Here is a 25,346-nt window from a genome sequence, read left to right as displayed (position 1 = left end):
CGCTAGTCTACCTTGCCGCCGCACATTAAACCAGCGCACTGTTGTTGTGCACGCCTTAATGGAGCTGGCGGTAGATTTCTTCGGCCAGTGCGCTGGAGATGCCTTCCACCTGCTTCAGATCCTCGATGCTGGCGTCGACCACGCCGCGCAGGCCGCCAAAGCGCGCCAACAGGCGCTGGCGGCGCTTGGCGCCGATGCCCTCGATCTCCTCCAGGCGCGAGGTCTGGCGCGTCTTGGCGCGCTTGGCGCGCATGCCGGTGATGGCAAAGCGGTGCGCCTCGTCGCGGATCTGCGCCACCAGCATCAGCGCCGCCGATTCCTTGCCCAGCTCCTGCGAAGCCCGGCCATCGACGAACATCAACGTCTCCAGGCCGACGCGCCGCCCTTCCCCCTTGGCGACGCCGACGATCAGGCTGATGTCCAGCCCCAGCTCGGCGAACACCTGGCGCGCCATTTCGATCTGACCCTTGCCGCCGTCGATCAGCACCACGTCCGGCATGACGCCGTCGCCGTTGGCCACCTTTTCGTAGCGGCGGAACAGCACCTGGCGCATCGCCGCGTAATCGTCGCCGGGGGTGATGTCGTTGATGTTGTAGCGGCGGTATTCGCCGTTCTGCATCTGGTGGTGATGGAACACCACGCACGAGGCCTGCGTGGCCTCGCCCTGCGTGTGCGAGATGTCGAAGCATTCCACGCGCAGCGCATCGATGTCTTCCGGCTCCAGCTGCAACGCCTCGACCAGCGCGCGCGTGCGCGACTGCTGCGAACCCTGCTCCGACAACAGCCGCGCCAGCGAGATCTCGGCGCCCTTCTGCGCCAGCTCCAGCCATTTGCGGCGCTGGTCCTGCGGCTGGAAGATCAGGTGGATGCGGTGACCGCACTGCTCCTGCAAGGCCTGCATCAGCGCCGGGTGGTCGAATTCGATGTTCAGGATCAGCGTGCCGGGGATGAACTTCTCGGTGTAGTGCTGGACCAGGAAGGCGGCCAGCACCTCAAGCTCGATCGGTTCCTCCGCGATCGCGGCGGCGTCGCCGATGTGATTCGGGAAGTAGGCGCGATCACCCAGATGGCGGCCGCCGCGCACCATCGCCAGGTTGACGCAGGCGCGCCCGCCCTGCACCAGCACGGCGATGATGTCGACGTCGGCGTCGCCGGTGGTTTCCATGCTTTGCTGGTGCAGCACGCGCGACAGCGACTGGATCTGGTTGCGCACCCCGGCGGCCAGCTCGAATTTGAGCTCGCCGGCGTAGGCGTGCATTTTCTTTTCCAGGTCGGCCATCACTTCGCTCTGGCGGCCGCGCAGGAAGCGCGCGGCGTTTTCGACGTCGGCCTTGTAGTCGTCCTTGCTGATCAGGTCCACGCACGGTCCACTGCAGCGGCCGATCTGGTGCAGCAGGCATGGGCGGGTGCGGTTGGAATACACGCTGTCTTCGCAGGTGCGGATCAGGAATACCTTCTGCAGGATCTGCATCGATTCCTTGACCGCCCACGAGCTGGGGAACGGGCCGAAATACTGGTTCTTCTTGTCCACCGCGCCGCGGTAGTAGACCATGCGCGGCGCGTCGCCGCCGGTGATCTTCAGGTAGGGATAGGATTTATCGTCGCGGAACAGGATGTTGAAGCGCGGGCTCAGGGCCTTGATCAGGTTATTCTCAAGGATCAGCGCTTCGGCTTCGCTGTGGGTGACGGTGGTCTCCAGCCGCGCGATGCGCTCGACCATCATGGCGATGCGCGGGCTGCTGAGGTTTTTCTGGAAGTAGCTGGAGACGCGCTTCTTCAGGTCGCGCGCCTTGCCGACGTAGAGCACCTTGTCGTCGGCGTCGAAATAGCGGTACACGCCCGGCAGGTTGGGCAGCTTGGCCACGGTGGCCAGCACTTGTTCGCGCGGGTCGGGCGCGCTTGTTTCTACTTCGGTCATTGCTGCTCTCAGTTGGCTTGTTCGACGATAACGAAGGCGACGGCGTATTCTTCTTCATCGCTGACCGTCACCTGTACCGACAGCTTATTCTTTTCCATGAATTCCTTCAGCACGCCGCTGCAGACGATCATCGGCTTGCCGCTGGGCGCGTTGAGCATCTGCGCGGCCGGCCAGGTCATCGGCATGCGCATGCCCAGGCCGATGGCCTTGGAGAAGGCCTCCTTGGCGGCGAAGCGCGTGGCGACGAAGCGGATGCCGCGCGCCGCGTTCTTGGCCTTGCGCGCCAGGTACTTCTCCATCTCCTGCGGACCGAGGATCTTGGCGGCGAAACGGTCGCCATGGCGCGCCAGCGCCGCCTCGATGCGCGGGATCTTGCAGATGTCGGTACCTATGCCGTAGATCACTTGGCCCGTCCCAGGCGGGTCGAGACCATGATGGCCTTCATCTCGCGCACGGCGTTTTCCCAGCCGACGAACACCGAATGGGCGACGATGGCGTGGCCGATATTGAGCTCGGCGATTTCCGGAATGGCGGCGATGGCTTGCACATTGGTGTAGTGCAGGCCGTGGCCGGCATTAACCTTCAGGCCTTTCGACACGCCATACAGCACGCCGCGGTGGATGCGTTCCAGTTCGGCGGCCTGCTCGGCGCCTTCGGTGTCGGCATAGCGGCCGGTGTGCAGCTCGATCACCGGCGCGCCGATTTCGGCGGTGGCGTTCATCTGCGCTTCGTCGGCGTCGATGAACAGGCTGACGCGGATGCCTTCGGCCTGCAACTGCTTGACGGCGGCCTGCACGGCCTTGAAGTGGGTGACGACATCGAGGCCGCCTTCGGTGGTGACTTCGGTACGCTTCTCGGGCACCAGGCAGACATCGGACGGCTTGATGCGGCAGGCGAAGTCGATCATCTCCTGCGTGACGGCAGCCTCTAGGTTCATGCGGGTCAGCAGCTGGGGCGCCAGCGCGATCACGTCGGCGTCCTTGATGTGACGGCGGTCTTCGCGCAGGTGCAGCGTGATGCAGTCGGCGCCGGCCTGCTCGGCCAGCAGCGCGGCGCGGATCGGGTCCGGATAAGTGGTGCCGCGTGCATTGCGCAGAGTGGCGACGTGGTCGATGTTCACGCCGAGGTCGATAATGGTGCCGGATGGTTGCAGGAAGCTCATTAGTTTATACCGTTTATCTAGTTATAACTGCATCAAGTCGATCAGGATCTGGCGCGTGTTCAGCGGCGCGCCGCCCAGGTGGTGCGCCAGCAGGAAGCGCATCAGCTGCTTGCTCTGCGCCTGGGTGGCGGCGTCCTGGTAGTCCTCGCGTTCCATGTCGAGCAGGGTCTTGCCGGCCACGCGCGGCCACGGGTCGGCGGCGCGCTCGGGGCGCGGGCCGCGTTCCGGGTCCACCACGTAGACCACGTCGACCTGCACGGCGCGGCGGGTTTCGGTGCAGCGGGTCAGGTCGGCGGAGACGCCTGTCTCTTTAAGTAGGGCCCGTTCGAATTTTCTCAAGACGATGGGCGCGGGTTCGTTGTGCGCCAGCTGGTTCAAGGTAGCGACGTAGTGGTCGAACAGGCGCGGGTGCGCGTCGTCGCGCGCCAGCAGCTTGACCAGCAGCTCGTTCAGGTAGAAGCCGCACAGCAGCGCGGTCTTTTCCAGCGGCAGCATGCCGCCCACCCATTCGGCCTCGGTCAGCGTGCGCAGTTCGGATTTGCCGACCCAGCTGGAGGACAGCGGCTGGAAGGTTTGCAGCACGCCGCGCAGTTGCGAGTGCGGCCGCTTGGCGCCCTTGGCGATCAAGGCCACGCGGCCGAAGTCGCGCGTGAACAGGTCGATGATGAGGCTGGTTTCTTTGTAGGGATAGCTGTGCAGGACGAAGGCCGGCTGGCCTGTAACCTTGGTGCCGAAGGTGCGCTCGCGCGACGGCGCGCGCGGGCGTTTGGCTGGTGCGGCCGGCGGTGCAGCGGCCGGCGCCGGGGCGGGCACCACTTCACGCTCCGCCTCAGGCTCGGCCTGCTGCGGTGCCGCTGCAATGTCGGCGTCTAGCGTGATGGTGGACATCGCCCCTCTTCTTTATTCGTAGCCGTAGGCGCGCAGACCCGCTTCGTTGTCGGCCCAGCCGGATTTGACCTTGACCCAGATTTCCAGGTACACGGGACCGCCGAACAGTTTTTCCATGTCCAGGCGGGCCTGGGTGGAGACTTCCTTCAGGCGCGCGCCCTTGTTACCGATGATCATGGACTTGTGCGTATCGCGCTCGACCAGGATGGCGGCGAACACGCGGCGCAGGTCGCCCTCCTGCTCGAACTGCTCGATCAGCACGGTGCTGGTGTAAGGCAGCTCGTCGCCGACGAAGCGGAACAGTTTTTCGCGGACGATTTCCGACGCCAGGAATTTCTCGCTGCGGTCGGTGATGTCGTCCGGTCCGAAGATAGGCTGGTTCTCCGGCAGGAAACGCTTGATCTCTTTTTCCAGGCCGTCCAGCTGGAAGCGCAGCTTGGCCGACACCGGCACGATGGCGGCGAAGTTGAACTTGGCCGCGACCTGCTGGGCGAACGGCAGCAGCACCGCCTTGTCCTTGACGCGGTCGGACTTGTTGATCACCAGGATCACCGGCACTTCGGTCGGCAGCAGGTCCATCACTTGCTGGTCGGCCGGGCCGAAGGTGCCCGCTTCGATCACGTACAGGATCAGGTCGGACGAGATCAGGGTGTTGGTGACGGTCTTGTTGAGCGTCTTGTTCAGCGCGTTCGAATGGCGGGTCTGGAAGCCCGGCGTGTCGACGTAGATGAACTGCGCGTCGTCATGGGTCTGAATGCCGGTGATGCGGTGGCGCGTGGTTTGCGCCTTGCGCGAGGTGATGCTGACCTTGGCGCCAATCAGCGTATTCATCAGGGTCGATTTGCCCACGTTCGGGCGGCCCACGATGGCGATATAGCCACAACGGAAGTTGGCGGAGGTCGTTTCGGTATTCATTTCAGTTTCTCTTTTTACTTGTTTGCTGCTTTGGCAGGCGGTGGCGACGGTTCGTTACCGGCCTCGGTCGTCTGCACGGTGGCGATGCCGGCCAGCTTGAGCTGGGCAGCGCGCGGTTTGGACTTGCGGCCGGCGGCCGGCGTCTTCACCAACGCTTGTTCGGCCACTTCCAGCGCCAGTTTGGCGGCGGCCTGTTCGCCGGCGCGGCGGCTGCCGCCGCGTCCGTAGACCTGGATGCCCAGTTTGGGCACCAGGCACTCGATTTCGAATTCCTGGCTGTGCGCGGCGCCATGGGTGGCAACCACATTGTACAGCGGAAGCGAAATCTTCTTACTTTGCAGGAATTCCTGCAGCAGGGTCTTGGCGTCCTTGCCCAGGGTTTGCGGGTCCACCGATTCCAGGATGGGAATGTAGAAGGCCCGGATCACGTCGCGCGCGGGGTTGAAGCCGCCGTCGAGGAAGATGGCGCCCAGCAGCGCTTCCAGCGTGTCGGCCAGGATCGAGGGACGGCGGAAACCGCCCGACTTCAACTCCCCTTCGCCCAGCCGCAGGAACTGCGACAGCTCCAGCTTTTGCGCGATCTCGTACAGCGACTGCTGCTTGACCAGGTTGGCGCGCAGGCGCGACAGGTCGCCCTCGTCGATCGCCACGAAGCGCTCGTACAGGATGGACGCCACCACGCAGTTCAGGATCGAATCGCCCAGGAATTCCAGTCGTTCATTATGCAAACTGCTGTGGCTACGGTGCGTCAAGGCTTGCTGCAACAGGCCAGCATCCTGGAACGTATAGCCTAAACGGGTTTGCAATAACTGAAGATTCATTGTTCTGTACGATTCTTTACTGACTTATTGATCGGTCTTGGCCGGGGGCGGCATGCCGTTCTTGGCGGTGGTGCCCTGGTATTCCAACAGCAGGCTGGCCGGTCCGACCAGCGGGATTTTCTTTTCGTAGGCGAAGCTGATTTCGAACTCGCCGTTTTCCTTGGCGATCAGCAGATCGTGACTGGTGATCGAGCTGATGTAGCCGGTGGTCGCGTTGGCGTCGAACGACTTCTGCATCTCTAGCACGGAACCGCCGGTGGCCTTGGCCGTGACGATGGCGTTCTGGATCGCCCGGTATTCGGTGTAGGTCGGCACGATCTTCAGCGCCAGCACGCCGACAAAGCCCAGCGCGGCCAGCACGATGATCAGTCCGACCAGGGAAACGCCCTTCTGCTGCTTCAAGCTTGATTGCATCTTAGTCCCTTTCGCCATGGCCCGCTGAGCGTCGATGTTTAGTGGATGCTGCCGATACGGCGCAGGTTACCCAGGTTCATCCATACGAAGAATGCTTTACCGACAATGTTCTTGTCCGGCACAAAGCCCCAGTAGCGGCTGTCCGCACTGTTGTCGCGGTTGTCGCCCATCATGAAGTAATTGCCCTGCGGAACTACGCAGGTGAAGCCTTCATACTTGTAGGTGCAGTTTTCGCTGTACGGGAACTTCTTGACGCCGTCCAGGCTCAGCGTAGGCGCAGCCTCGTTGTTGAGGATGCGGTGGCTGACGCCGGTCAGGTCTTCCTGGAACTGCTTGTTGTAGGCCAGGTGCTCGTCGTCGAGGTAGTCGTCCAGCGGCGTGTACTTCACTTCCACGCCGTTCACCGTTAAGCGCTTGTTTTCATATGTGATTTTATCACCCGGCACGCCAATGACGCGCTTGATGTAATCCTGGCTCATATCCAGCGGATATTTGAACACCATCACGTCGCCGCGCTGCGGGTTGTTGATCTGCACGATCTTCTGGTTCAGCACCGGCAGGCGGATGCCGTAGGTGAACTTGTTCACCAGGATCAGATCGCCCACCAGCAGGGTCGGCACCATCGACGACGACGGGATCTTGAACGGCTCGTACAGGAACGAACGCAGGAAGAACACCAGCGCGATCACCGGGAAAAAACTGCCCGAGTATTCGATCCAGGTCGGCTGGCGCAGCAGGTTGGCCTCGATCGCGGCGCGGTTGCCCTGGTTGTCGAGCTTGATGCCGTCGGCGGTCAGCTTGGCGTTGCGGGCGTCGTAGTCGGCCAGCGCGCGGTCGGCGGCGGCACGGCGCTGCTTGGCCAGGTAGAACACATCCAGGAACCAGATCACACCGGTGATCACCATCAGTACGAACAGGATTAAAGCAAAGTTACCTAAGATCACTTGCAGGTTCATTTGTCGTCCACTTGTAAGATTGCCAGGAACGCTTCTTGTGGAATCTCTACCGAGCCCACTTGCTTCATGCGTTTTTTACCTGCTTTTTGCTTCTCCAACAGCTTCTTCTTACGGCTGATGTCGCCGCCGTAGCACTTCGCCAGCACGTTCTTACGCAAGGCCTTGACGTTCTCGCGCGAGATCACGTTGACGCCGATGGCCGCCTGGATCGCCACGTCGAACATCTGGCGCGGGATCAGTTCGCGCATCTTGGCTGCCACCTGGCGGCCGCGATAGGCGGAGTTGGAACGGTGCACGATGATGGCCAGCGCATCGACCTTCTCGCCGTTGATCAGCATGTCGACCTTGACCACATCGGAGGCGCGGTATTCCTTGAACTCGTAGTCCATCGAGGCGTAGCCGCGCGAGGTCGATTTCAGCTTGTCGAAGAAGTCCAGTACGATCTCGCCCATCGGCATTTCGTAGACCAGCTTGACCTGGCGGCCGTGGTAGGCCATGTCCATCTGCACGCCGCGCTTGCCGATGCACAGCGTGATCACCGAGCCGACGTACTCTTGCGGCATGTACAGGTTGACCGTGACGATAGGCTCGCGGATTTCGTTGATCTTGGTCGGTTCCGGCATCTTCGACGGATTGTCGACCTTGATGATGCTGTCGTCGCGCATGACCACTTCGTACACCACGGTCGGGGCCGTGGTGATCAGGTCCATGTCGAATTCGCGTTCCAGGCGTTCCTGGACGATCTCCATGTGCAGCAGGCCGAGGAAGCCGCAGCGGAAGCCGAAGCCCAGCGCCTGCGATACTTCCGGCTCGTACATCAGCGCGGCGTCGTTCAGTTTCAACTTTTCCAGCGAGTCGCGCAGCGCGTCGTACTGGTTGGCCTCGACCGGGAACAGGCCGGCGAACACTTGCGGCTGCACTTCCTTGAAGCCTGGCAGCGGCGCGGCGGCAGGACGGTTGGCCAGGGTGACGGTATCGCCCACCTTGGCGGCCTTCAGTTCCTTGATGCCGGCGATGATGAAGCCCACTTGGCCGGCCGACAGCTGCGGCAGCGAAACCGAGCGCGGCGCGAAGATGCCGACGTCTTCCACCAGCTGCAGCGAGTCGGTGGCCATCAGCTTGATCTTGTCTTTCGGCTTGAGGGTGCCGTTGATCACGCGCACCAGCATCACCACGCCGACGTAGGGGTCGTACCAGGAGTCGACGATCAGCGCCTGCAGCGGCGCGTCCGGATCGCCCTTCGGCGGCGGGACTTTGGCGATGATCGATTCCAGCACGTCCTCCACGCCCAGGCCGGTCTTGGCCGAGCAGTGGACGGCGTCGCCGGCTTCGATGCCGATCACGTCTTCGATCTCGGCGATCGCGGTCGGTGGATCTGCGTTCGGCAAGTCGATCTTGTTCAGGACCGGCACCACTTCCACGCCCAGGTCGAGCGCGGTGTAGCAGTTGGCCACGGTCTGGGCTTCCACGCCTTGCGAGGCGTCGACCACCAGCAGCGCGCCTTCGCAGGCGGACAGCGAGCGCGACACTTCGTAGGAGAAGTCGACGTGGCCCGGGGTGTCGATCAGGTTCAGGTTGTAGACGATGCCGTCGCGGGCCTTGTATTGCAGGGCTGCGGTCTGGGCTTTGATCGTAATGCCGCGTTCGCGCTCCAGATCCATCGAATCGAGCACTTGCGACTCCATCTCGCGTTCGGACAAGCCACCGCACAATTGAATGATGCGGTCCGCCAGGGTGGATTTACCGTGGTCGATGTGGGCGATGATGGAAAAATTGCGTATGTTGTTCATTAACAAATATTCAAAAACGGGTTTGAAACGACGGGGCGCAGAAACTGCGCGCAATACGAAAAAAGCGCTCCGAGCGGGGCGGTAATGCCCTGGCGAGCGCCTTGATGACAGCCACTAAAAGCAAAACGGAAGCTTTTCTACCCCCGCATTTTACCGGATTTCAGAGGGGAAAGGCCGACTTATGCTGTGTGAAATGCATATTGCTTAAGGTCCGGGGGCAAAAAATGTCGTGGAAATGCTTATTTATTAAGCAGTTCGCGCACTTTTGCTTCGTCCAGGAAGTAGTGGCACAGCTCGGGCTGGGACAGGTCGGCGTACAGCACCGGCACCAGTTCGTCGAAACGGGCCACCAGGGCGTCGTCAGCATCGACGTCGATCACGTCGACGGTGATCGGGCGTTCCGGCGTTTGCAGGCGCATCAGGGCGTCCAGCATGTCCTGGCAGAGGTGGCAGTAGCTGCGGGAATAGAGGGTGAAATGCATGACTGGCGCCCCGCCGCGCCGAAACGGGCGGGGCGAACTCCTTACTTGGCGCTAGGACGCATGGAAACGAACTGCGTCACATCGCCACGGCGCACCAGCAGCACCGAAGCCTTCTTCGCGTCGAGCTTGGCTACGGCCGCGTTGAACTGCTTGGCGTCCTTGATTTCGACGTTATTCAATTGCAGCAGCACGTCGCCCTCCAGCACGCCGGCGCGGCCCGCCACGCCTTCGGCCGAGTCCACCACCACGCCGCCGTCGACACCCAGGTCCTTCTTCTGCTCGGCCGACAGGTCGCTGACCTTCAAGCCCAGCGCGTTGGCCTTGACCACCACTTCCGGTTCAACCTTGCCACCCTTGCCTTTGCCGGCCTTGGCGGTCTTGTCCGCCTCCAGCTCAGCCACGGTCACCGCCAGGTCCAGCTGCTGGCCCTTGCGCCACACTGTCACGGTGGCCTTGCTGGCCAGCGCCGTGCCGCCCACCAGGCGCGGCAGGTCGGACGAACGAGTCACCGGCACGCCGTTGAATTTGAGGATGATGTCGCCCGCCTTGACGCCGGCCTTGTCGGCAGGACCGCCCGGCTCCACCAGCGACACTTCGGCGCCCTGCGCGTTCTTCAGGCCCAGCGATTCCGCCACTTCCTTGCTGACTTCGCCGATCTGCACGCCGATGCGGCCGCGCGTGACTTTGCCACTCTTCTTCAATTGCTCAGAAACGCGGATCGCCTCGTCGATCGGCACGGCGAAGGAAATGCCGTTGTAGCCGCCCGACAGCGTGGCGATCTGCGAATTGATGCCGATCACCTCGCCACGCATATTGATCAGCGGGCCGCCCGAGTTGCCCGGATTAACCGCGACATCGCTCTGGATCAGCGCCAGATAGTCGCCGGTGTCGCGCTGCTTGGCCGAGATGATGCCGGCGGTGACGGTGTTTTCCAGGTTGAACGGCGAACCAATCGCGATCACCCATTCGCCGACGCGGATCTTGTCCGAATCGCCCATGATCAGGAAGGGCAGCTTGTCGCCCTCGATCTTCAGCACGGCAACGTCGGTGCGGGCATCGGCGCCCAGCACCTTGGCCTTGAACTCACGCTTGTCGGTCAGCGTGACGAACACCTCATCGGCGCCATCGACCACATGGGCGTTGGTCATCACATAGCCGTCGGCCGACAGGATGAAACCGGAACCGACGCCGCGCTGCACCGGCTCATCGGATGGCGCCTGGCGGCGGCCGCGCGGCGTGCTCTTGCCGCCGGGATTGCCCGGCTGCGGCAAGGCGCCGCCAAAGAAGCGGCGCAGGAATTCCTGCATTTCCTCTTCGCCCGGCTGGCCGTCGGCGTTGCCGCGGCTGCCCAGCTTGAGGCGTTCGGTGGTGCGGATGTTGACCACAGCCGGACCGACGCGGTCGACCAGGTCGGCAAAGTCCGGCAGGCCGATGACGGCGCCGGTGACCGGCGCGGCGGCCGTTGCGGTCGCCAGGCCGAGCACGGCCGGAGACATCCATACGCTTGCGCTGACCAGCAGCGCACCAAGAGTTTTACTACCAGCAGAGAAATTATTTTTCATGGAAAGTATCGGTCTCTATAAAGTTCTGGAACGCACGTACCCCTCGGGCAAGTTGCGCGAGGCTAAGGCTAGCGTATGGTAAGCGAAAAGTCGCCCGATGGTGCGCTCGAAGATGTTATAAGCGTATGCGTTTCAAGGCAAGATGACGTCGGCCGGGGACTCGGCCGGATCGGGCGCGACGGGATCGGCCGCACGGTCCGCCGGCGCGGCTTCGGGGACATAGGCAGGCTCGGCTGCCAGGCGGGCCGCCAGCGAGGCGCTGAAGCCGTCGCTCAGCACGCCTTGGGCCTGGTCGCGCAGCACATCACCGGTCAGATGGTAGGCGCGCCAGGCGGCCTGCCCTTCCGCCGTGTCCAGCGCCGCCAGGGCCAGTTCACGCTCGCTGTCCGCCAACTCGCCGTCAGCCAGCGCCGAGATGTTTTCGTGCAGTCTTTTCTGGGTATCCATCGCGTTTCCCGCCATGTCAAAACAAGTCCGCTACGCCAGCCGCAGGCGCATTGCCAGACGCCAATAACAATTGCCATCATTCGCCGCTTACCAGCGCTTGTCAACCGGCAAATCCAGCAAAGGCCTCAATTTTTCGGCAATGACTTCGCGAGCGCGAAAAATGCGACTGCGCACCGTGCCGATCGGACAGGCCATGATGTCGGAAATTTCCTCATAGCTCAGTCCCTCGATCTCGCGCAAGGCGATCGCGGTGCGTAAATCCACGGGCAAGGCATCCATCGCCGCGTTGACGGTCTGGGCGATCTGCTTGCTTGCCAGCATGGATTCCGGCGTATTGATGTCGCGCAAATGCTCGCCATCGTTAAAGGCTTCGGCTTGTTCGGCGTCGGCTTCGGTCGACGTGGGCGTACGGCGCCCCTGCGTCGCCAGAAAATTCTTGGCGGTGTTGATGCCGATGCGGTACAGCCACGTATAAAAGGCCGAGTCGCCGCGGAAATGCCGCAGCGCGCGATAGGCCTTGATAAATGTCTCCTGCACCACATCCTCGGCTTCGGCCGGATCATGGACGATGCGCGACAGCAGGCGCATCAGCCGGCGTTGGTACTTCGCCACCAGCAGATCAAACGCCTGCTTGTCACCATCCCGTACCCGGTCCACCAGCACCTGGTCACACTCACGTTCTGTCGTCACTCCTGCATTCCTCGGTGGCATGCAGCGTGGCCGAATAATATAGCCATATGCTATAGAGTTAGCCCGCTGCAAGAAGTTCACAGTGTTCGCGTTTTTATTTCAGCCCGTGCGGCGATGGCCCGGCAAGCCAGCGACAAGGCGCGCCAATCTACGGGCGTCACGCTGTCGGGCAACACCGTCACCAGCTGCACGTCGCTGTCGCCGTCGCCCAGCCTTAACATCAGCAAGCCCGGCCATATGGTCGAGCCTTCCAGCAGGTGCAGCGCCATCCCCGTCTCCCGGTATACCGTCAGCCGCAGCTGGCCGACAGCGGAAATATCAAGCTGACGTGCAAAATGATACGGACGCCCACGCCACAGGCCAAATAGCCCGGCCAGCACGCAACACAATGGCGCGCACCAGCCAGGACAGGCGGCGGCCGACACGATCGCGCAGCAACACGCGCCGGCATGCAGCAGCCGCAAGCCGGACGAGGGGCGAATGATGACGGAAACCGCAATCGACATGACGGCAGCATGCGTTCAACAACGGTTCAACAAAATAGGGAATTACATTCGGAAGCGCCGGCCGCGAAGGCCGGGCAATTCTGGCGCCGGCGAATGCCGGCGCCGAATCCACGCTCACCCTGTTTTGACAGGGATCGCGGGGATTAGTTCAACGCGAGGTCGAACTTTTTACGGACTTTAGATCTTGCCGAACACCAGGCTACCGTTGGTGCCGCCGAAGCCGAACGAGTTCTTGACTGCATACTCGATCTTCATCGGACGGGCCACGTTAGCGCAGAAGTCCAGGTCGCAAGCAGGGTCCTGGTTGAAGATGTTGATGGTCGGAGGCGACACCTGATGGTGTACCGCCAGTACCGTAAACACTGCTTCCAGGCCGCCGGCGCCGCCCAACAGGTGACCGGTCATCGACTTGGTCGAATTGATCACCATGTTCTTGGCGTGCGCGCCGAAGGTGCGCTTGATGCCCTGCACTTCCGCCACGTCGCCTTGCGGGGTCGACGTGCCGTGTGCGTTCAGGTATTGCACCTGGTCCGGATTGATGCCGGCGTTGGCCAGCGCTGCAATCACGGACTTGCTGCCGCCGCTGCCATCTTCCAATGGCGAGGTCATGTGATAAGCGTCAGCGCTCATCCCGAACCCCAGCAGTTCAGCGTAGATCTTGGCGCCGCGGGCCTTGGCGTGCTCGTACTCTTCGAGCACCATCACGCCTGCGCCTTCGCCCAGCACGAAACCGTCGCGGTCCATGTCCCAAGGGCGGGACGCGGTCGCTGGATCGTCGTTGCGGGTCGACAACGCGCGGGCCGAGGCGAAACCGCCCAGACCCAGTGGCGACACGGTCGATTCCGCACCGCCGGCCACCATGACGTCGGCGTCGCCGTACTCAATCATGCGGGCAGCCGCGCCGATGCAGTGCAGGCCGGTGGTGCAGGCCGTGACGATCGACAGGTTAGGACCACGCATGCCGTACTTGATCGACAGGTTGCCCGAGATCATGTTGATGATCGAGGCAGGCACGAAGAACGGCGAGATACGGCGCGGACCGCGCTTGTCGTACTCTTCCTTGGTTTCTTCGATCAGCGGCAGGCCGCCGATACCGGAACCGATGATGACGCCGATGCGATCAGCGTTCTCTTCGGTGACGACGATGCCGGAGTCTTGCACCGACTGCATGCCGGCCGCCATGCCGTAATGGATAAAGGTATCCATGTGGCGCGCTTCCTTAGCGGGGATGTAATCCTCGATATTGAAGCCTTTGACTTCACCGGCGAACTTGGTGGTGAAAGCTTGCGCATCAAACTTGGTGATGTTGGCAATCCCGGATTTACCCTCGGTGATCGCGGCCCACGATTCGGCAACAGTGTTGCCGACCGGGGTCACGGCGCCCAGGCCGGTGATGACAACACGACGGTTTTTAGAACCTCTCAAGCGATTCTCCTAAAGTCGATCGGGCAGAAATTACGCCTTGACGTGGGCGGTAGCGTAGTCGATCGCTTGCTGCACGGTGGTGATCTTTTCTGCTTGTTCGTCAGGGATTTCCATTTCGAATTCGTCTTCCAGGGCCATCACCAGTTCCACGGTGTCCAGGGAGTCAGCGCCGAGGTCGTCGACGAACGAGGATTCGATCTTGATGTCTGCTTCGGCGACGCCCAGTTGCTCAGCGACGATTTTCTTAACGCGTTGTTCGATATCCGACATGTTATGGCTCCATTTTGTTTGTTACGGAAAGCGCGCATTTTATCAGGTTTGCGCACTGAAAAACTAATTTCGGTAGCTGCTGCGTATTTGCCTACAACTAATCCGAAATCACTGCTAAAAGACGAGAACCGGTGGATTTTACGCCACCGGAACACATCAGTTCATGTACATCCCGCCGTTCACGTGCAGGGTGGTACCGGTAATATACGCCGCTTGCGGCGACGCCAGGAAGGCCACGGCGGCGGCGATATCCTCAGGCTTGCCCAGGCGCGCCAGCGGAATCTGCGTCAGCAAGGCGGCGTGCTGCTCTTCGCCCAGGCCCTTGGTCATGTCGGTGTCGATAAAGCCCGGCGCCACGCTGTTGACGGTGATGTTGCGGCTGCCGATTTCACGCGCCAGCGCGCGGCCCATGCCCTCCACACCGGCCTTGGCGGCGGCGTAGTTCATCTGGCCCGGATTGCCGGAGGACGCCACCACCGAAGTGATGTTGATGATACGCCCGGTCTTGGCCTTCATCATGCCGCGCAGCACGGCGCGCGACAGGCGACCGACCGAGCTCAGGTTGGTGGCGATGACGCTGTCCCACTCCTCGTCCTTCATGCGCATGGCCAGCTGGTCCTGCGTGATGCCGGCGTTGTTGACCAGGATGCCGACGGCGCCGTAGGTCTTGCTGATTTCGTCGATGACGGCGGCGCAGCGCTCGGCGTCGGTGACGTTGAGGACCATGCCCTTGCCAGCTTCCGCGCCGAACTCGGCCAGGTAGGCAGAGATCGCTTCAGCACCGGCTTCGGTGGTGGCGGTGCCGATCACGCGGGCGCCTTGACGGGCCAGTTCCTGGGCAATGGCCTTGCCGATGCCGCGCGATGCGCCCGTTACCAGGGCAACTTGATTTGCTAAATTCATTTGTATCCTTAAACGTTTAGGGAGTGTGCCTGAAGACCCGTTAGCTTATTTGAGCAGGGTCAACACGCGTTCCAGCGAAGCTTGATCGGTGATGGCGTCGCCAACCAGGGTGGCGTCGATGCGCTTGGTCAAGCCCATCAGCACCTTGCCCGGACCGCACTCAACCACTTGCGTGATGCCTTCGGCGGCGACCTTCTGCATGGTCTCGACCCAACGCACCGGCGCAGCGGCCTGGCGCACCAGCGCATCCTTGATGCTGGCTGGATCGCTCAGCACGGCGACGTCGACGTTGTTGATCAGCGCGATCTGCGGCGCCGAGAAAGTCAGCTCGGCCATGTAGTCGCGCAGGCGGTCCGACGCCGGCTTCAGCAGCGACGAGTGGAACGGCGCCGACACCGGCAGCTTCATGGCGCGCTTGGCGCCCTTGGCCTTGGCGATCTCGCAGGCGCGCTCGACGGCGATGGTATCGCCGGCGATCACCACTTGCAGCGGCGCGTTGAAGTTGACGGCTTCGACCACGGCGCCAGGCACGGCGGCGGCGGCTTCGGCACAGGCGGCGCGGACGTCGTCATCCGACAGGCCCAGCACGACGGCCATGGTACCCATGCCGACCGGCACGGCTTCCTGCATCGCCTGCGCGCGGAAGCGCACCAGCGGCACGGCATCCTTGAACGAGATCACGCCGGCAGCCACCAGCGCCGAGTATTCACCCAGGCTGTGACCGGCAACGATGGACGGCAGCGGACCGCCGGCGGCGATCCACGCGCGGTAGACGGCGACCGCCGCAGTCAGCATGATAGGCTGGGTGTTGGTGGTCAGGTCCATCTCTTCCTTCGGACCTTCGGCCATCAGCTTGCCCAGGTCGAATTGCAGAGCGTCGGACGCTTCGGCGATGGTCTGAGCCACCACCGGGTTGCCGGCGAAGCCGTCCATCATCGCGATCGCTTGCGAACCCTGGCCTGGAAATACAAAAGCAAATTTAGTCATACTTCATCCATCTCATTTTTATTGAACGCTACGCTAGCATGCCATCGTGACAGGCTTGCTACCGACGAGTCCGTTAGAACTCTAATTCTAATTCAGGCCGTTAAAACTTGGCCAAAACCGCGCCCCACGTAAAGCCTCCGCCCACACCTTCCATCATGATGTGCTGGCCTTTCTTGATGCGGCCGTCGCGCACGGCGACGTCCAGCGCCAGCGGGATCGAAGCGGCCGAGGTATTGCCGTGCTGGTCGACGGTAACCACCATCTTCTCGGCAGGCAGGCCCAGCTTCTTGGCGGTGCTGTTCATGATGCGGATATTGGCCTGGTGTGGAATCAGCCAGTCGACCTGGTCGGCGGTCATATTGGCCTTGTCCAGCGCTTCGTGCGCGACTTTTTCCAGTACCGACACGGCCAGCTTGAATACCGCGGGACCGTCCATGTACAGGAAGGCGCTGCCGGCAACCGCGCCGCCATCGACCGAACCCGGTACACTGAGAATGTCCGAATGACGGCCGTCCGCGTGCAGCTTGGTGGCCAGGATGCCCGGCTCTTCCGATGCGCTCAGCACGATGGCGCCGGCGCCGTCGCCGAACAGCACGCAGGTGGTGCGGTCGTCGAAATTGAGGATGCGCGAAAACACTTCGGCGCCGATCACCAGCACGTTCTTGTGCACGCCGGCGCGGATGAAAGCGTCGGCCGTGGAGACGGCATAGACGAAGCCGCTGCACACGGCTTGCACGTCAACCGCCGCGCCGTTGTTGGTGATGCCCAGTTTTTTCTGCACGATGCAGGCGGTGCTGGGGAAGCTGCCGAAGAAGTCCGGCGTCGAGCTGGCCAGCACGATGAGGTCGATGTCGTTCGGCTCCAGGCCGGCCATCTCCAGCGCCTTCTTGGCGGCGTTGACCGCCAGGTCCGACGATTTCTGCTCAGGCTCGGCGAAGTGGCGCGCCGAAATACCGCTGCGGCTGACGATCCATTCGTCCGAAGTCTCGATGCCTTTGGCGGCGAGTTGATCAGCCAGATCCTGGTTGCTCACCCGCTTTTCCGGCAGATAGCTGCCGGTGCCTATAATTTTGCTGTACAAAGTCATGCCGTCTACCGTCCACTAAATAGTTGAGCCAGGTACTTCCGGAGTTTCGGTGTTGCGCGGCATGAGCTCGGCGATCATTTCCGAGATATGTCCCAACACATCATTTTCTGCAGCATCATACGCTCGTCGGATCGCCCACTCAAATGAATAGGCGTCGGCGCCGCCGTGGCTCTTGAACACCAGGCCGCGCAGCCCCAGCAAACTGGCTCCATTATGACGCGATGGCTGGAAGCGGTCTTTGACCGCCTTCAGCGCGCCACCACCGAGCAAGGCGCCCAGCATGGTCAACAGGTTGCGCTTGAATTCGGTGCGCAGCGTATCGCCGAAGAAGCGCGCCACACCCTCCACCGCCTTCAGCGTGACATTGCCGACGAAGCCGTCGCACACCACGATGTCGGCAGTACCCTTGAAGATGTCGTTGCCCTCGACGTTGCCGTAGAAGTTGAGCGCGCCGCGCTCGTGGTCGGCCTGCAGCAGCTTGCTGGTGGCCTTGACCACTTCGTTACCCTTGATGTCCTCGGTGCCGACGTTCAGCAGGCCGATGGTCGGGCGCTCGATTTTTTCCATGGCCGAGACCAACACCGAGCCCATGATGGCGAACTGGTGCAGGTGATGCGGTTCGCAATCGACGTTGGCGCCCAGGTCCAGCATATAGGTCGGGCCATTCTTCTGGTTCGGCATGATGCCGCAGATGGCAGGACGGTCGACGCCGGTCATGGTCTTGAGCACGTAGCGCGACACCGCCATCAGCGCGCCGGTATTGCCGGCCGAGACGCAGGCCTGGGCCTTGCCGTCCTTGACCTGCTCGATGGCGACGCGCATCGACGAATCCTTCTTGCGGCGCAGGGCCACTTCGAGCGGATCGTCCATGGTGACTTGCTCGGAGGCATGCACTACGCTCAGGCGCGGATGCGCGTCGGCATGATGCTTCTTGAGTTCCGCGCGGATAACGTCTTCCAAACCGACCAAAATCAGTTCAGCCTCAGGCTCGCGTTTGACGAAGGAAATAGCTGCGGGGATAGTGACCGAGGGGCCGTGATCTCCGCCCATGCAGTCGATAGAAATTTTGATTGTCATTTGTTTTGATTCAGTACCACGCTCCAGCCTTTACGAGGCAAGCTGCGGCAAGCTGCGGACCAACCGGTTCCAGGTCTACGCGTTTCAAAATGACGGTGTGCAAAAGAGGATTGCAGCCGATGATAAAGAAAAAGCGATGCTTCGCGAGTTATCCACGTAGCACCGCCTATTTCCAGGTCCAGCAAAAGCGTCGATTACTCGTCGTTTTTGGTTTTCAGGACTTTACGACCACGGTAGAAGCCGTTAGGGCTGATGTGGTGACGCAGGTGGGTTTCACCGGTGGTTGGCTCGATACCCAGTTGTGGAGCAACCAGGAAATCGTGCGAACGGTGCATACCGCGCTTCGAAGGGGACTTCTTGTTCTGTTGAACTGCCATGTTAATGACTCCTAATACATAAGTTCTAAAATTTTAACACATTCGACCAGCAAATACATGCGAATCGAGTATCCTGCCGGCAAAACTTAACCGGCATAGTTAAACTGAGATTTACTACATTTCACTGCTGACTTGCCATACTCGATTTACTACACGCGTTTGACACGTTCTTTACAACACTACTTATTCGGATTTGAGGCCCTTGAGGGCGTCGAACGGCGACAACTTTTCGCTTTTTGCCTTGTCCAGCAGAGCGGTCTCGGGGCAGGCATCATGTTTCGGCGTGTGCGGCAGGGCCAGCAACGCTTCGTCTTCCACCAAGTCCATCAGCTCCATGCTGCGGCTGCCGACGATCACATCGATCGTCTCGTCATTGATCATTTCTTCGATCTCGTCAGCCTGCTCATCGTCCTTGCCCAGCATCAGCACCGTTTGGGCATCGATGGTGTGCGCGTAAGGCGTCAGGCAGCGCTGGCAGACCAGTTGCACGGTGCCGGTAACCGACAGCGTCATCTGCGGGAAGCCCATCTTGCTGGTGCCCCCTACTGCTTTCCAGGTGATCGTGCCCGACGTATCGGCGCAATCCTTGGTCAAACGGGTCATTTCGGCAACAGGCGTCGTGCCGTGCTGGCTGCCGTTGCTCCGACAAAAATCAAAGGCGTCGATCACAATAGCATTCATTACAGAAATTTCCCCGGAAAACCTGCGATAATAACAGGGTTTTCATCGTCAAGTCAAAGCCTTAGCGTATTTTTCGTTCTTTTTGTGCCGCTGGCACGTCCGGCGACAGAGCATATAACATTCCCCACATGACATCAAGTTTACTCGTACTCGCCTCCAGCTCCGCCTACCGCAAGGAACTCTTATCACGGTTGCAACTGCCGTTCGACGTGGCGGTGCCGGACATCGACGAAAGCCCCCTGCCCGGCGAGACGCCCAGCGCCACCGCGCTGCGCCTGGCGCGCGAAAAAGCCGCCGCCGTGGCCGCCAAAATGCCGGGCCGCGTCGTCATCGGCTCCGACCAGGTCGCCACGCTGGACGACCAGCAGATCGGCAAGCCGGGCAACCACGCCAACGCGCTGGCACAGCTGCAGACCATGCGCGGCCGCGAAGTGATCTTCCACACCGCGCTGTGCGTATGGGATGGCCGCGACCAGAGCTTCCAATTAGAAGACATCCAGACCGTCGTAAAATTCCGCGACCTGCCCGATGCCGAGCTGGACGCCTACCTGCGCATCGAGCAGCCCTACGACTGCGCCGGCAGCGCCAAGAACGAGGCGCTCGGCATCGCCATCCTGGAGCGCATCGACAGCAGCGACCCGACCGCCCTCACCGGCTTGCCTTTGATCGCGCTGACAGGCATGCTGCGCAAGATCGGCGTTTCCTTTTTTAATCTTTGACTGTTTTTATGCCCGGCACCCTCTTTTTAATACCGAACACCCTGGGCGAGACTGAAGCGCTCGCCTCCGTACTGCCCGAACAGGTGCAGCAGATCACCTCGCAGCTCGACTATTTCGTCGCCGAGAACGCCAAGACGGCGCGCGCCTTCCTCAAGCTGGTCAACGCCCAGCATCCACTGGCCAAGCCGCTGCAGGAAATCACGATCTCCGAACTGAACGTCAACACCCCGGCGGCCGCGCTGGCGGGCCTGCTGGCGCCACTGCTGGCCGGACGAGATGGCGGACTGGTGTCGGAAGCCGGGGTGCCGGCGGTGGCCGATCCCGGCGCCGACCTGGTGCGGCTGGCGCATCAGCACAACATTCCGGTGCGGCCGCTGGTGGGGCCGTCGTCGCTGCTGCTGGCCGTCATGGCGAGCGGGCTGAACGGCCAGAGCTTCGCCTTCAATGGCTACCTGCCGACCGATGCGGCGCAGCGCGCCACCCGCATCAAGGAGTTGGAGCTGCGCTCGCGCAAGGAAAAGCAAACGCAGCTGTTCATTGAGACACCTTACCGCAACGCCGCCATGCTGGAGGCACTGATCGCGGCCTGCGCGCCAGGCACGCTGGTGTGCGTGGCGACCGACCTGAGCCTGCCATCGGAAACCATCCGCACCATGACCGCGTCGCAATGGAAAAGCGCGAAGGCGCCGGACTTCCACAAGAAGCCGACCGTGTTCCTGCTGCTGGGGCAGTAACTCAGACGCCGCGGGTGTAGTCGGTGACCCACTCGATCGCGGCCAGCTGGATCGCGTACAGCTCGGCCGGGGTCAGCTCCAGCTGATGCAGCAGCTGCGCCAGCAGCTGGCCGTCGCGGTTGCGCTCGATGTGCTCGATCAGGCTGAGCATGCTGCCGTAGTCGCCGCTGCGGTGCAACAGCGCGGCGCGCACCTCGTCCAGCACGTTGACGCTTTCCAGCACGTCGCGCATGTGGATCGAGAACAGCGTGTCCATCAGCGACATCACCCCCACCGTGAAGCCGATATCGGCGCTGACGCGCTGCCCCGGCCGCAAATGCTCGACCATCAGCTCCAGCGTCTTGCCGCGCGTGGTGGCCAGTTGCAGCAAGGGCGAAGTGAATTCCTGCGCACCGCCGTTCTTCACATACAGCAGGATCTGCAGCCAGCGCTTGAGCTGGCGCCGTCCCAACACCATCAGCGCATGGCCGACCGAGTTGATGCGGTAACGCGCGCCGACCGCCGGCGTGTTCACCAGCCTCAGCAGATTCAGGGTGATCAGCGCGTCGTGCTTGACGCTGCGTTCGATCTCATGACTGCTGGCGTCAGTATTGAGCAAGTCCAGCAAGTGCAGCACGCTGCGCTGCGACGGCGAAATCTTCTTGCCGCTGAGGATGACGGGACGCGCGAAATAATAGCCCTGAAAATATTCAAAGCCCAGCTCCATGCACTGCTGGAACTCCTCCATCGTCTCGACCTTCTCGGCCAGCAGTTTCTGATTGGGATTTTTCAGCACGCGCGTCAGCGCCGTCAAGGTGCCGGGCTGCATCTCCTTGATGTCGACCTTGATGACGTCGCACAGCGGCTGGAATTTTTGCACGTCCTCGGACTGGCCGATCACGTCATCCAGCGCAAACTTGAAGCCGGCCTGCTTCAGCTCGCGGATGCGGTCGAGGATTTCCGGCGTGGCTTTGACGGTCTCCAGGATTTCCAGGATGACCTTGTCGTTCGGCAGAAAACGGATGAAGTCGCTCATCAGGCCGATGGCGTCGACGTTGACGAAGGCCATCTGGTCGCCCACCACATGCTCCATGCCCAGCTCGGAAGCATGGGCGATCACGGTGGCGGTGGCCTCGGCGTCGTCGGTGATGTGGGCTTCGTTGCGGACACGGGCGTCGCGAAAGAGTAGCTCGTATGCCACCAGCCGCTGTCCCCGGTTGAGGATGGGCTGGCGCGCAAGAAAGAAATTATCGGCGAGCTTGGACGGCATGGTGGACGGCGCGATCATCATGGGAAACTCCCAATCTGCAATCTGCTTTTATTCGGTTTGCCGTCTCAAGCGGCAATCCGCTAAGTACCAGACTATACCTGCCTATACCGTCCTGACAACATTTTTCTAGCGCGTAACCGGCCGCCGCACAGCATTGTTGCGTACACCCGTCGGTTTGCCGCTCTCCAGCGTGAATCGGGCGCCGGAATCCTTGCCCAGCACCTTGACCAGGTAGGGCATGACTTCCTTCAGCATCGGCTCCAGCGTGTACGGCGGGTTCAGGATGAACATGCCGCTGCTGTGCAAACCGAAGCCGTCCGGCATCGGCGTGTTGGTGGTCAGCACGACGTTGAGCCAGTCGCTGCACTGCAGCTGCTTGAGCTTGTCGGCGAACTGGCGCGACTCCATGCGATGCAGCAGTGGATACCAGACCGCATAGGTGCCGGTCGGGAAGCGCACCAGCGCTTCGGCCAGCGTGTCCTTGACCTTTTTGTAGTCCTGCTTGTCTTCATACGGCGGATCGATCAGCACCAGCGCGCGGCGCGACGGCGGCGGCAGCAGCGCCTTCAGCGCCTGGAAGCCGTCGCCGCGGGTGACCAGCACGCGCTTGCCGCGCGTGGTCGGACGGATGCCCTGCTGCGCGGCGTGCTCGTCGAGCTTGCGGAAGTTATCGGCCAGCAGCTTGGAATCGGCCGGGTGCAGTTCGAACAGGCGCAGGCGGTCTTGCTCGCGCGCGACCTGGTCGGCGATGTAGGGCGAACCAGGGTAGTAGCGCATCTTGCCGCTCGGGTTCATGGCGCGCACCAGGTCGACGTATTCCTTGAGCGCGGCCGGCATGTCGGTGCGCTCCCACAGCGGGCCGATGCCGGTGTCGTACTCGGCATTCTTGGAGGCGAAGGTGCCGTCAAGCGCATAGACGCCGGCGCCGGAGTGGGTGTCGATATAGCTGTAGGCGGTATCTTTCTGATTCAGATACTGCATCAACTGGATGGTCACGAAATGCTTCAACACATCGGCGTGATTACCCGCGTGAAAACCGTGGCGGTAACTCAACATAAGCTTGGTACTTCCTAAATTAGATGGTGCGGAACAATCCGGCATTATCCACTAGAAAGCGCCGCCCGCCAAAAAAGCGCCCATATCGTTTGCATCAAAGCGTGCACCAGCATGGTGACTAAGATGGAACAGCCGTGCTGCATCCGCAGGCGCGGCGTACTTTCATGGAGGAGATTATGGCATTCAATAACGTAGGTCCGCTGACCTTCCTGGCGCCGGGACAAACGGCGTTCTGGAGCTACAGCTATCCCAGCGACCATGGCACGCAGTTCGCCTCGGCCGACGTCAAGGCGCCCAACCTGGGCGCGGTCCACATGGCGGACCAGCAAAGCAAGCGCAAGGAAAACAATGGCAACGCCACCTACTTCGTCCAGATCCACAACAAGGGCATAGGCGGCGCCTTCCACAACCTGCAAGGCGGAGGCATGATATGAAAATGACGATCATTACGGACGACCAGAACAACATCCTGGGCGCGGTCCAAGGTCACTCGCTGACAGACAAACAGAACGGCGTGGAAGCCAGCGTGTCGTTCGCGCCCGGCCACACCACCCACATGCTGGAGGTTGACGACGACCTGGGCACCATCAACGACATCGACGACTTCCAGGGCCGCCTGAAACAGCATCTGGATCAGCACCTGGCCGGCAAGCCCTGAAAAAACCGCGGCGCAAGCAAGCTGCTGCCAGCCTGCGCCGCGCCGCCCGACTCAGGCAACCTTCTTGTCGAAAAATTGCTCGTCCTCGGTCGAACCGTGCAGCGCGGTGGTCGACGACTGGCCGTTCTGGATGCACTGGGTCACCGCATCGAAGTAGCCGGTGCCGACTTCGCGCTGGTGCTTGACGGCCGTGAAGCCCTTCTCGGCCGCGGCGAACTCCGCTTCCTGCAACTCCACGAAGGCCGACATCTGGCGCCGCGCGTAGCCGTGCGCCAGGTTGAACATGCCGTAGTTCAGCGCATGGAAACCGGCCAGCGTGATGAACTGGAACTTGTAGCCCATGGCGCCCAGTTCCCGCTGGAACCTGGCGATGGTGGCGTCGTCCAGGTTTTTCTTCCAGTTGAACGAGGGCGAGCAATTGTAGGCCAGCATCTTGCCGGGGTAGCGGGCATGCACGGCCTGGGCGAACTGCTTGGCGAAGGCCAGGTCGGGCTTGCCGGTCTCGCACCAGACCAGGTCGGCGTACGGCGCATAGGCCAGCGCGCGCGAGATCGCCTGCTCCATGCCCGGCTTGACCTTGTAGAAGCCTTCCACCGTGCGTTCACCGGTGCAGAAGGGTTTGTCGTTGTCGTCCACGTCCGAGGTCAGCAGGTCGGCCGCCTCGGCGTCGGTGCGGGCGATCACCAGGGTCGAGGCGCCCATGACGTCGGCCGCCAGCCGGGCCGCGGTCAGTTTCTCGATGGCTTCGCGCGACGGCACCAACACCTTGCCGCCCATGTGGCCGCATTTCTTGACCGACGCCAGCTGGTCTTCGAAGTGCACGCCGGCGGCGCCGGCTTCGATCATGGATTTCATCAGCTCATAGGCGTTCAAGACGCCGCCGAAGCCGGCTTCGGCGTCGGCCACGATGGGCGCGAAGAAATCGATGTCGTCCTTGCCTTCCGACCATTGGATCTGGTCGGCGCGCTGGAAGGTATTGTTGATGCGCTTGACCACCATCGGCACCGAGTTGGCCGGATACAGCGACTGGTCGGGGTACATTTCGCCGGCCAGGTTGGCGTCGCCGGCAACTTGCCAGCCTGACAGGTAAATCGCCTTCAGGCCGGCCTTGACTTGCTGCATGGCCTGGTTGCCGGTCAGCGCGCCGAGGGCGTTGACGTAAGGCTCGTTGTTGACCAAGTTCCACAGTTTTTCCGCACCGCGCTTGGCCAGGGTGTGCTCGATCTGCAAGGAACCGCGCAAGCGCACCACATCTTCGGCGGTGTAAGTGCGGGTGACGCCCTTCCAGCGAGGGTTGCTGTCCCAGTCCTGCTGCAGGGCTGCGATTTGCTGTTCACGGGTTGCCATGGTGCTCTCCTATTTAAAAACGAAATCCGTTAATCAAATAGTAGACCTCTTTGCGCAACGCACCAATAGTCTTATATAAGACATATAACTAAATATTTTTCATTAAAAATCATACTGTTAGATATAATTTTCCATGATACGGAATGACATTTCTTGAAATGGAAGAGAAAAAGATATCCGTCAGTCATGCATTTCCGCGATGTGAAATGAATGCCTCGCCAGATG

The 25,346-nt window shown here is 61.6% G+C and carries 29 protein-coding genes; 4 read left to right on the top strand and 25 right to left on the bottom strand.

Going from position 1 to position 25,346, the window contains the following annotated elements; genetic code table 11:
• Nucleotides 1-55: 55 nt before the first annotated feature.
• The 22 genes from uvrC to D0T21_RS02400 all read right to left on the bottom strand — a co-directional run bounded on the left by uvrC (nt 56) and on the right by D0T21_RS02400 (nt 19,358).
• Nucleotides 56-1,918: an excinuclease ABC subunit UvrC gene (uvrC, locus tag D0T21_RS02505; protein ID WP_116988257.1), complete on the bottom strand. Its 1,863-nt coding sequence runs from the start codon at nt 1,916-1,918 to the stop codon at nt 56-58.
• Nucleotides 1,919-1,926: 8 nt separating this feature from the next.
• Nucleotides 1,927-2,322 carry a holo-ACP synthase gene (acpS, locus tag D0T21_RS02500; RefSeq protein ID WP_116988256.1) on the bottom strand — a complete coding sequence of 132 codons (396 nt, stop codon included), beginning with the start codon at nt 2,320-2,322 and terminating at the stop codon, nt 1,927-1,929.
• Nucleotides 2,319-3,080 carry a pyridoxine 5'-phosphate synthase gene (gene pdxJ, locus D0T21_RS02495; RefSeq protein WP_116988255.1) on the bottom strand — a complete coding sequence of 254 codons (762 nt, stop codon included), beginning with the start codon at nt 3,078-3,080 and terminating at the stop codon, nt 2,319-2,321. The genes acpS and pdxJ overlap by 4 nt, the downstream gene beginning before the upstream one ends.
• 21 nt (nt 3,081-3,101) lie before the next feature.
• Nucleotides 3,102-3,968, bottom strand: coding sequence for a DNA repair protein RecO (recO, locus tag D0T21_RS02490; RefSeq protein ID WP_116988254.1), 867 nt, complete (start codon nt 3,966-3,968; stop codon nt 3,102-3,104).
• Nucleotides 3,969-3,980: 12 nt separating this feature from the next.
• Nucleotides 3,981-4,883, bottom strand: coding sequence for a GTPase Era (era, locus tag D0T21_RS02485; RefSeq protein ID WP_116988253.1), 903 nt, complete (start codon nt 4,881-4,883; stop codon nt 3,981-3,983).
• Nucleotides 4,884-4,897: 14 nt separating this feature from the next.
• Nucleotides 4,898-5,704 carry a ribonuclease III gene (gene rnc, locus D0T21_RS02480; RefSeq protein ID WP_116988252.1) on the bottom strand — a complete coding sequence of 269 codons (807 nt, stop codon included), beginning with the start codon at nt 5,702-5,704 and terminating at the stop codon, nt 4,898-4,900.
• A 24-nt stretch (nt 5,705-5,728) separates the two neighbouring features.
• Nucleotides 5,729-6,118 (bottom strand): DUF4845 domain-containing protein, encoded by a 390-nt coding sequence (locus D0T21_RS02475; protein WP_116988251.1) that lies wholly within the window; start codon nt 6,116-6,118, stop codon nt 5,729-5,731.
• A 38-nt stretch (nt 6,119-6,156) separates the two neighbouring features.
• On the bottom strand, nt 6,157-7,074 hold the full coding sequence (gene lepB / locus D0T21_RS02470; RefSeq protein WP_116988250.1) for a signal peptidase I: 918 nt from the start codon (nt 7,072-7,074) through the stop codon (nt 6,157-6,159).
• Nucleotides 7,071-8,864 (bottom strand): translation elongation factor 4, encoded by a 1,794-nt coding sequence (gene lepA, locus D0T21_RS02465; protein WP_116988249.1) that lies wholly within the window; start codon nt 8,862-8,864, stop codon nt 7,071-7,073. Before lepA ends, lepB begins: the two co-directional genes overlap by 4 nt.
• Nucleotides 8,865-9,103: 239 nt before the next feature.
• Nucleotides 9,104-9,346, bottom strand: coding sequence for a glutaredoxin family protein (locus D0T21_RS02460; RefSeq protein ID WP_116988248.1), 243 nt, complete (start codon nt 9,344-9,346; stop codon nt 9,104-9,106).
• A 41-nt stretch (nt 9,347-9,387) separates the two neighbouring features.
• On the bottom strand, nt 9,388-10,908 hold the full coding sequence (locus tag D0T21_RS02455) for a Do family serine endopeptidase (protein ID WP_373886648.1): 1,521 nt from the start codon (nt 10,906-10,908) through the stop codon (nt 9,388-9,390).
• A gap of 132 nt (nt 10,909-11,040) precedes the next feature.
• Nucleotides 11,041-11,355 carry a sigma-E factor negative regulatory protein gene (locus D0T21_RS02450; RefSeq protein ID WP_116988246.1) on the bottom strand — a complete coding sequence of 105 codons (315 nt, stop codon included), beginning with the start codon at nt 11,353-11,355 and terminating at the stop codon, nt 11,041-11,043.
• A gap of 87 nt (nt 11,356-11,442) precedes the next feature.
• Nucleotides 11,443-12,066 carry an RNA polymerase sigma factor RpoE gene (rpoE, locus tag D0T21_RS02445; RefSeq protein ID WP_199538386.1) on the bottom strand — a complete coding sequence of 208 codons (624 nt, stop codon included), beginning with the start codon at nt 12,064-12,066 and terminating at the stop codon, nt 11,443-11,445.
• Nucleotides 12,067-12,122: 56 nt separating this feature from the next.
• Nucleotides 12,123-12,551 carry a protein YgfX gene (locus D0T21_RS02440; protein WP_116994260.1) on the bottom strand — a complete coding sequence of 143 codons (429 nt, stop codon included), beginning with the start codon at nt 12,549-12,551 and terminating at the stop codon, nt 12,123-12,125.
• Between the two features lie 177 nt (nt 12,552-12,728).
• Nucleotides 12,729-13,976, bottom strand: coding sequence for a beta-ketoacyl-ACP synthase II (gene fabF / locus D0T21_RS02435; RefSeq protein WP_116988243.1), 1,248 nt, complete (start codon nt 13,974-13,976; stop codon nt 12,729-12,731).
• Between the two features lie 30 nt (nt 13,977-14,006).
• Nucleotides 14,007-14,246: an acyl carrier protein gene (acpP, locus tag D0T21_RS02430; RefSeq protein ID WP_008449912.1), complete on the bottom strand. Its 240-nt coding sequence runs from the start codon at nt 14,244-14,246 to the stop codon at nt 14,007-14,009.
• 156 nt (nt 14,247-14,402) lie between these two features.
• Nucleotides 14,403-15,149, bottom strand: coding sequence for a 3-oxoacyl-ACP reductase FabG (gene fabG, locus D0T21_RS02425; protein WP_116988242.1), 747 nt, complete (start codon nt 15,147-15,149; stop codon nt 14,403-14,405).
• A 45-nt stretch (nt 15,150-15,194) separates the two neighbouring features.
• The gene (fabD, locus tag D0T21_RS02420; RefSeq protein WP_116988241.1) at nt 15,195-16,136 is read right to left on the bottom strand and encodes an ACP S-malonyltransferase; all 942 of its coding nucleotides are present in this window, start codon (nt 16,134-16,136) and stop codon (nt 15,195-15,197) included.
• Between the two features lie 100 nt (nt 16,137-16,236).
• Nucleotides 16,237-17,223 carry a beta-ketoacyl-ACP synthase III gene (locus D0T21_RS02415; RefSeq protein WP_116988240.1) on the bottom strand — a complete coding sequence of 329 codons (987 nt, stop codon included), beginning with the start codon at nt 17,221-17,223 and terminating at the stop codon, nt 16,237-16,239.
• Nucleotides 17,224-17,238: 15 nt separating this feature from the next.
• A complete protein-coding gene (gene plsX, locus D0T21_RS02410; protein ID WP_116988239.1) occupies nt 17,239-18,300 on the bottom strand; it encodes a phosphate acyltransferase PlsX in 1,062 nt (353 codons plus the stop codon).
• A 194-nt stretch (nt 18,301-18,494) separates the two neighbouring features.
• Nucleotides 18,495-18,677: a 50S ribosomal protein L32 gene (gene rpmF / locus D0T21_RS02405; protein WP_008449924.1), complete on the bottom strand. Its 183-nt coding sequence runs from the start codon at nt 18,675-18,677 to the stop codon at nt 18,495-18,497.
• A 183-nt stretch (nt 18,678-18,860) separates the two neighbouring features.
• Entirely contained in the window at nt 18,861-19,358 is a 498-nt protein-coding gene (locus D0T21_RS02400; protein ID WP_116988238.1) for a DUF177 domain-containing protein, read from the bottom strand.
• 128 nt (nt 19,359-19,486) lie between these two features.
• On the opposite strand from D0T21_RS02400, the gene D0T21_RS02395 reads away from it, so the two are divergent.
• Nucleotides 19,487-20,077, top strand: coding sequence for a Maf family nucleotide pyrophosphatase (locus D0T21_RS02395; protein WP_116988237.1), 591 nt, complete (start codon nt 19,487-19,489; stop codon nt 20,075-20,077).
• 8 nt (nt 20,078-20,085) lie between these two features.
• Nucleotides 20,086-20,811, top strand: a complete 726-nt coding sequence (locus D0T21_RS02390; RefSeq protein ID WP_116988236.1) for an SAM-dependent methyltransferase — start codon at nt 20,086-20,088, stop codon at nt 20,809-20,811.
• Nucleotide 20,812: 1 nt separating this feature from the next.
• On the opposite strand, the gene D0T21_RS02385 is transcribed toward D0T21_RS02390, so the two are convergent.
• Nucleotides 20,813-22,081 carry an EAL and HDOD domain-containing protein gene (locus tag D0T21_RS02385; RefSeq protein ID WP_116988235.1) on the bottom strand — a complete coding sequence of 423 codons (1,269 nt, stop codon included), beginning with the start codon at nt 22,079-22,081 and terminating at the stop codon, nt 20,813-20,815.
• A 105-nt stretch (nt 22,082-22,186) separates the two neighbouring features.
• A complete protein-coding gene (locus D0T21_RS02380) occupies nt 22,187-23,116 on the bottom strand; it encodes a 23S rRNA (adenine(2030)-N(6))-methyltransferase RlmJ (protein ID WP_116988234.1) in 930 nt (309 codons plus the stop codon).
• Nucleotides 23,117-23,292: 176 nt separating this feature from the next.
• Here D0T21_RS02380 and D0T21_RS02375 point away from each other — a divergent pair, with 176 nt between their 5' ends.
• Together D0T21_RS02375 and D0T21_RS02370 are read left to right on the top strand one after the other, a co-directional pair.
• Complete coding sequence (locus D0T21_RS02375) at nt 23,293-23,550, top strand: hypothetical protein (protein ID WP_116989330.1); 258 nt, start codon at nt 23,293-23,295, stop codon at nt 23,548-23,550.
• Between the two features lie 2 nt (nt 23,551-23,552).
• Entirely contained in the window at nt 23,553-23,774 is a 222-nt protein-coding gene (locus tag D0T21_RS02370; protein WP_229211306.1) for a hypothetical protein, read from the top strand.
• Between the two features lie 51 nt (nt 23,775-23,825).
• Here D0T21_RS02370 and aceA read toward each other — a convergent pair whose 3' ends face one another.
• Entirely contained in the window at nt 23,826-25,121 is a 1,296-nt protein-coding gene (aceA, locus tag D0T21_RS02365; RefSeq protein WP_116988232.1) for an isocitrate lyase, read from the bottom strand.
• Nucleotides 25,122-25,346 lie beyond the last annotated feature (225 nt).

Origin of the sequence: Duganella sp. BJB476, assembly GCF_003416895.1 — a bacterium.
Taxonomy (GTDB): domain Bacteria; phylum Pseudomonadota; class Gammaproteobacteria; order Burkholderiales; family Burkholderiaceae_D; genus Rugamonas.
Note: the sequence above shows the minus strand (reverse complement) of the source record. Positions and strands in the feature narration are given on the sequence as shown.

What these genes read in the sequence shown, in the direction of transcription:
- fabG (WP_116988242.1), bottom strand. Translation starts at nt 15,149, where the DNA reads ATGAATTTAGCAAATCAAGTTGCCCTGGTAACGGGCGCATCGCGCGGC.
- lepB (WP_116988250.1), bottom strand. Translation starts at nt 7,074, where the DNA reads ATGAACCTGCAAGTGATCTTAGGTAACTTTGCTTTAATCCTGTTCGTA.
- D0T21_RS02415 (WP_116988240.1), bottom strand. Translation starts at nt 17,223, where the DNA reads ATGACTTTGTACAGCAAAATTATAGGCACCGGCAGCTATCTGCCGGAA.
- rpmF (WP_008449924.1), bottom strand. Translation starts at nt 18,677, where the DNA reads ATGGCAGTTCAACAGAACAAGAAGTCCCCTTCGAAGCGCGGTATGCAC.
- acpP (WP_008449912.1), bottom strand. Translation starts at nt 14,246, where the DNA reads ATGTCGGATATCGAACAACGCGTTAAGAAAATCGTCGCTGAGCAACTG.
- D0T21_RS02460 (WP_116988248.1), bottom strand. Translation starts at nt 9,346, where the DNA reads ATGCATTTCACCCTCTATTCCCGCAGCTACTGCCACCTCTGCCAGGAC.
- recO (WP_116988254.1), bottom strand. Translation starts at nt 3,968, where the DNA reads ATGTCCACCATCACGCTAGACGCCGACATTGCAGCGGCACCGCAGCAG.
- aceA (WP_116988232.1), bottom strand. Translation starts at nt 25,121, where the DNA reads ATGGCAACCCGTGAACAGCAAATCGCAGCCCTGCAGCAGGACTGGGAC.
- plsX (WP_116988239.1), bottom strand. Translation starts at nt 18,300, where the DNA reads ATGACAATCAAAATTTCTATCGACTGCATGGGCGGAGATCACGGCCCC.
- D0T21_RS02400 (WP_116988238.1), bottom strand. Translation starts at nt 19,358, where the DNA reads ATGAATGCTATTGTGATCGACGCCTTTGATTTTTGTCGGAGCAACGGC.
- uvrC (WP_116988257.1), bottom strand. Translation starts at nt 1,918, where the DNA reads ATGACCGAAGTAGAAACAAGCGCGCCCGACCCGCGCGAACAAGTGCTG.
- D0T21_RS02375 (WP_116989330.1), top strand. Translation starts at nt 23,293, where the DNA reads ATGGCATTCAATAACGTAGGTCCGCTGACCTTCCTGGCGCCGGGACAA.
- D0T21_RS02385 (WP_116988235.1), bottom strand. Translation starts at nt 22,081, where the DNA reads ATGATGATCGCGCCGTCCACCATGCCGTCCAAGCTCGCCGATAATTTC.
- pdxJ (WP_116988255.1), bottom strand. Translation starts at nt 3,080, where the DNA reads ATGAGCTTCCTGCAACCATCCGGCACCATTATCGACCTCGGCGTGAAC.
- era (WP_116988253.1), bottom strand. Translation starts at nt 4,883, where the DNA reads ATGAATACCGAAACGACCTCCGCCAACTTCCGTTGTGGCTATATCGCC.
- D0T21_RS02440 (WP_116994260.1), bottom strand. Translation starts at nt 12,551, where the DNA reads ATGTCGATTGCGGTTTCCGTCATCATTCGCCCCTCGTCCGGCTTGCGG.
- D0T21_RS02475 (WP_116988251.1), bottom strand. Translation starts at nt 6,118, where the DNA reads ATGCAATCAAGCTTGAAGCAGCAGAAGGGCGTTTCCCTGGTCGGACTG.
- D0T21_RS02455 (WP_373886648.1), bottom strand. Translation starts at nt 10,908, where the DNA reads ATGAAAAATAATTTCTCTGCTGGTAGTAAAACTCTTGGTGCGCTGCTG.
- D0T21_RS02370 (WP_229211306.1), top strand. Translation starts at nt 23,553, where the DNA reads ATGACGATCATTACGGACGACCAGAACAACATCCTGGGCGCGGTCCAA.
- fabD (WP_116988241.1), bottom strand. Translation starts at nt 16,136, where the DNA reads ATGACTAAATTTGCTTTTGTATTTCCAGGCCAGGGTTCGCAAGCGATC.
- rnc (WP_116988252.1), bottom strand. Translation starts at nt 5,704, where the DNA reads ATGAATCTTCAGTTATTGCAAACCCGTTTAGGCTATACGTTCCAGGAT.
- D0T21_RS02450 (WP_116988246.1), bottom strand. Translation starts at nt 11,355, where the DNA reads ATGGATACCCAGAAAAGACTGCACGAAAACATCTCGGCGCTGGCTGAC.
- D0T21_RS02395 (WP_116988237.1), top strand. Translation starts at nt 19,487, where the DNA reads ATGACATCAAGTTTACTCGTACTCGCCTCCAGCTCCGCCTACCGCAAG.
- rpoE (WP_199538386.1), bottom strand. Translation starts at nt 12,066, where the DNA reads ATGCCACCGAGGAATGCAGGAGTGACGACAGAACGTGAGTGTGACCAG.
- D0T21_RS02380 (WP_116988234.1), bottom strand. Translation starts at nt 23,116, where the DNA reads ATGTTGAGTTACCGCCACGGTTTTCACGCGGGTAATCACGCCGATGTG.
- lepA (WP_116988249.1), bottom strand. Translation starts at nt 8,864, where the DNA reads ATGAACAACATACGCAATTTTTCCATCATCGCCCACATCGACCACGGT.
- D0T21_RS02390 (WP_116988236.1), top strand. Translation starts at nt 20,086, where the DNA reads ATGCCCGGCACCCTCTTTTTAATACCGAACACCCTGGGCGAGACTGAA.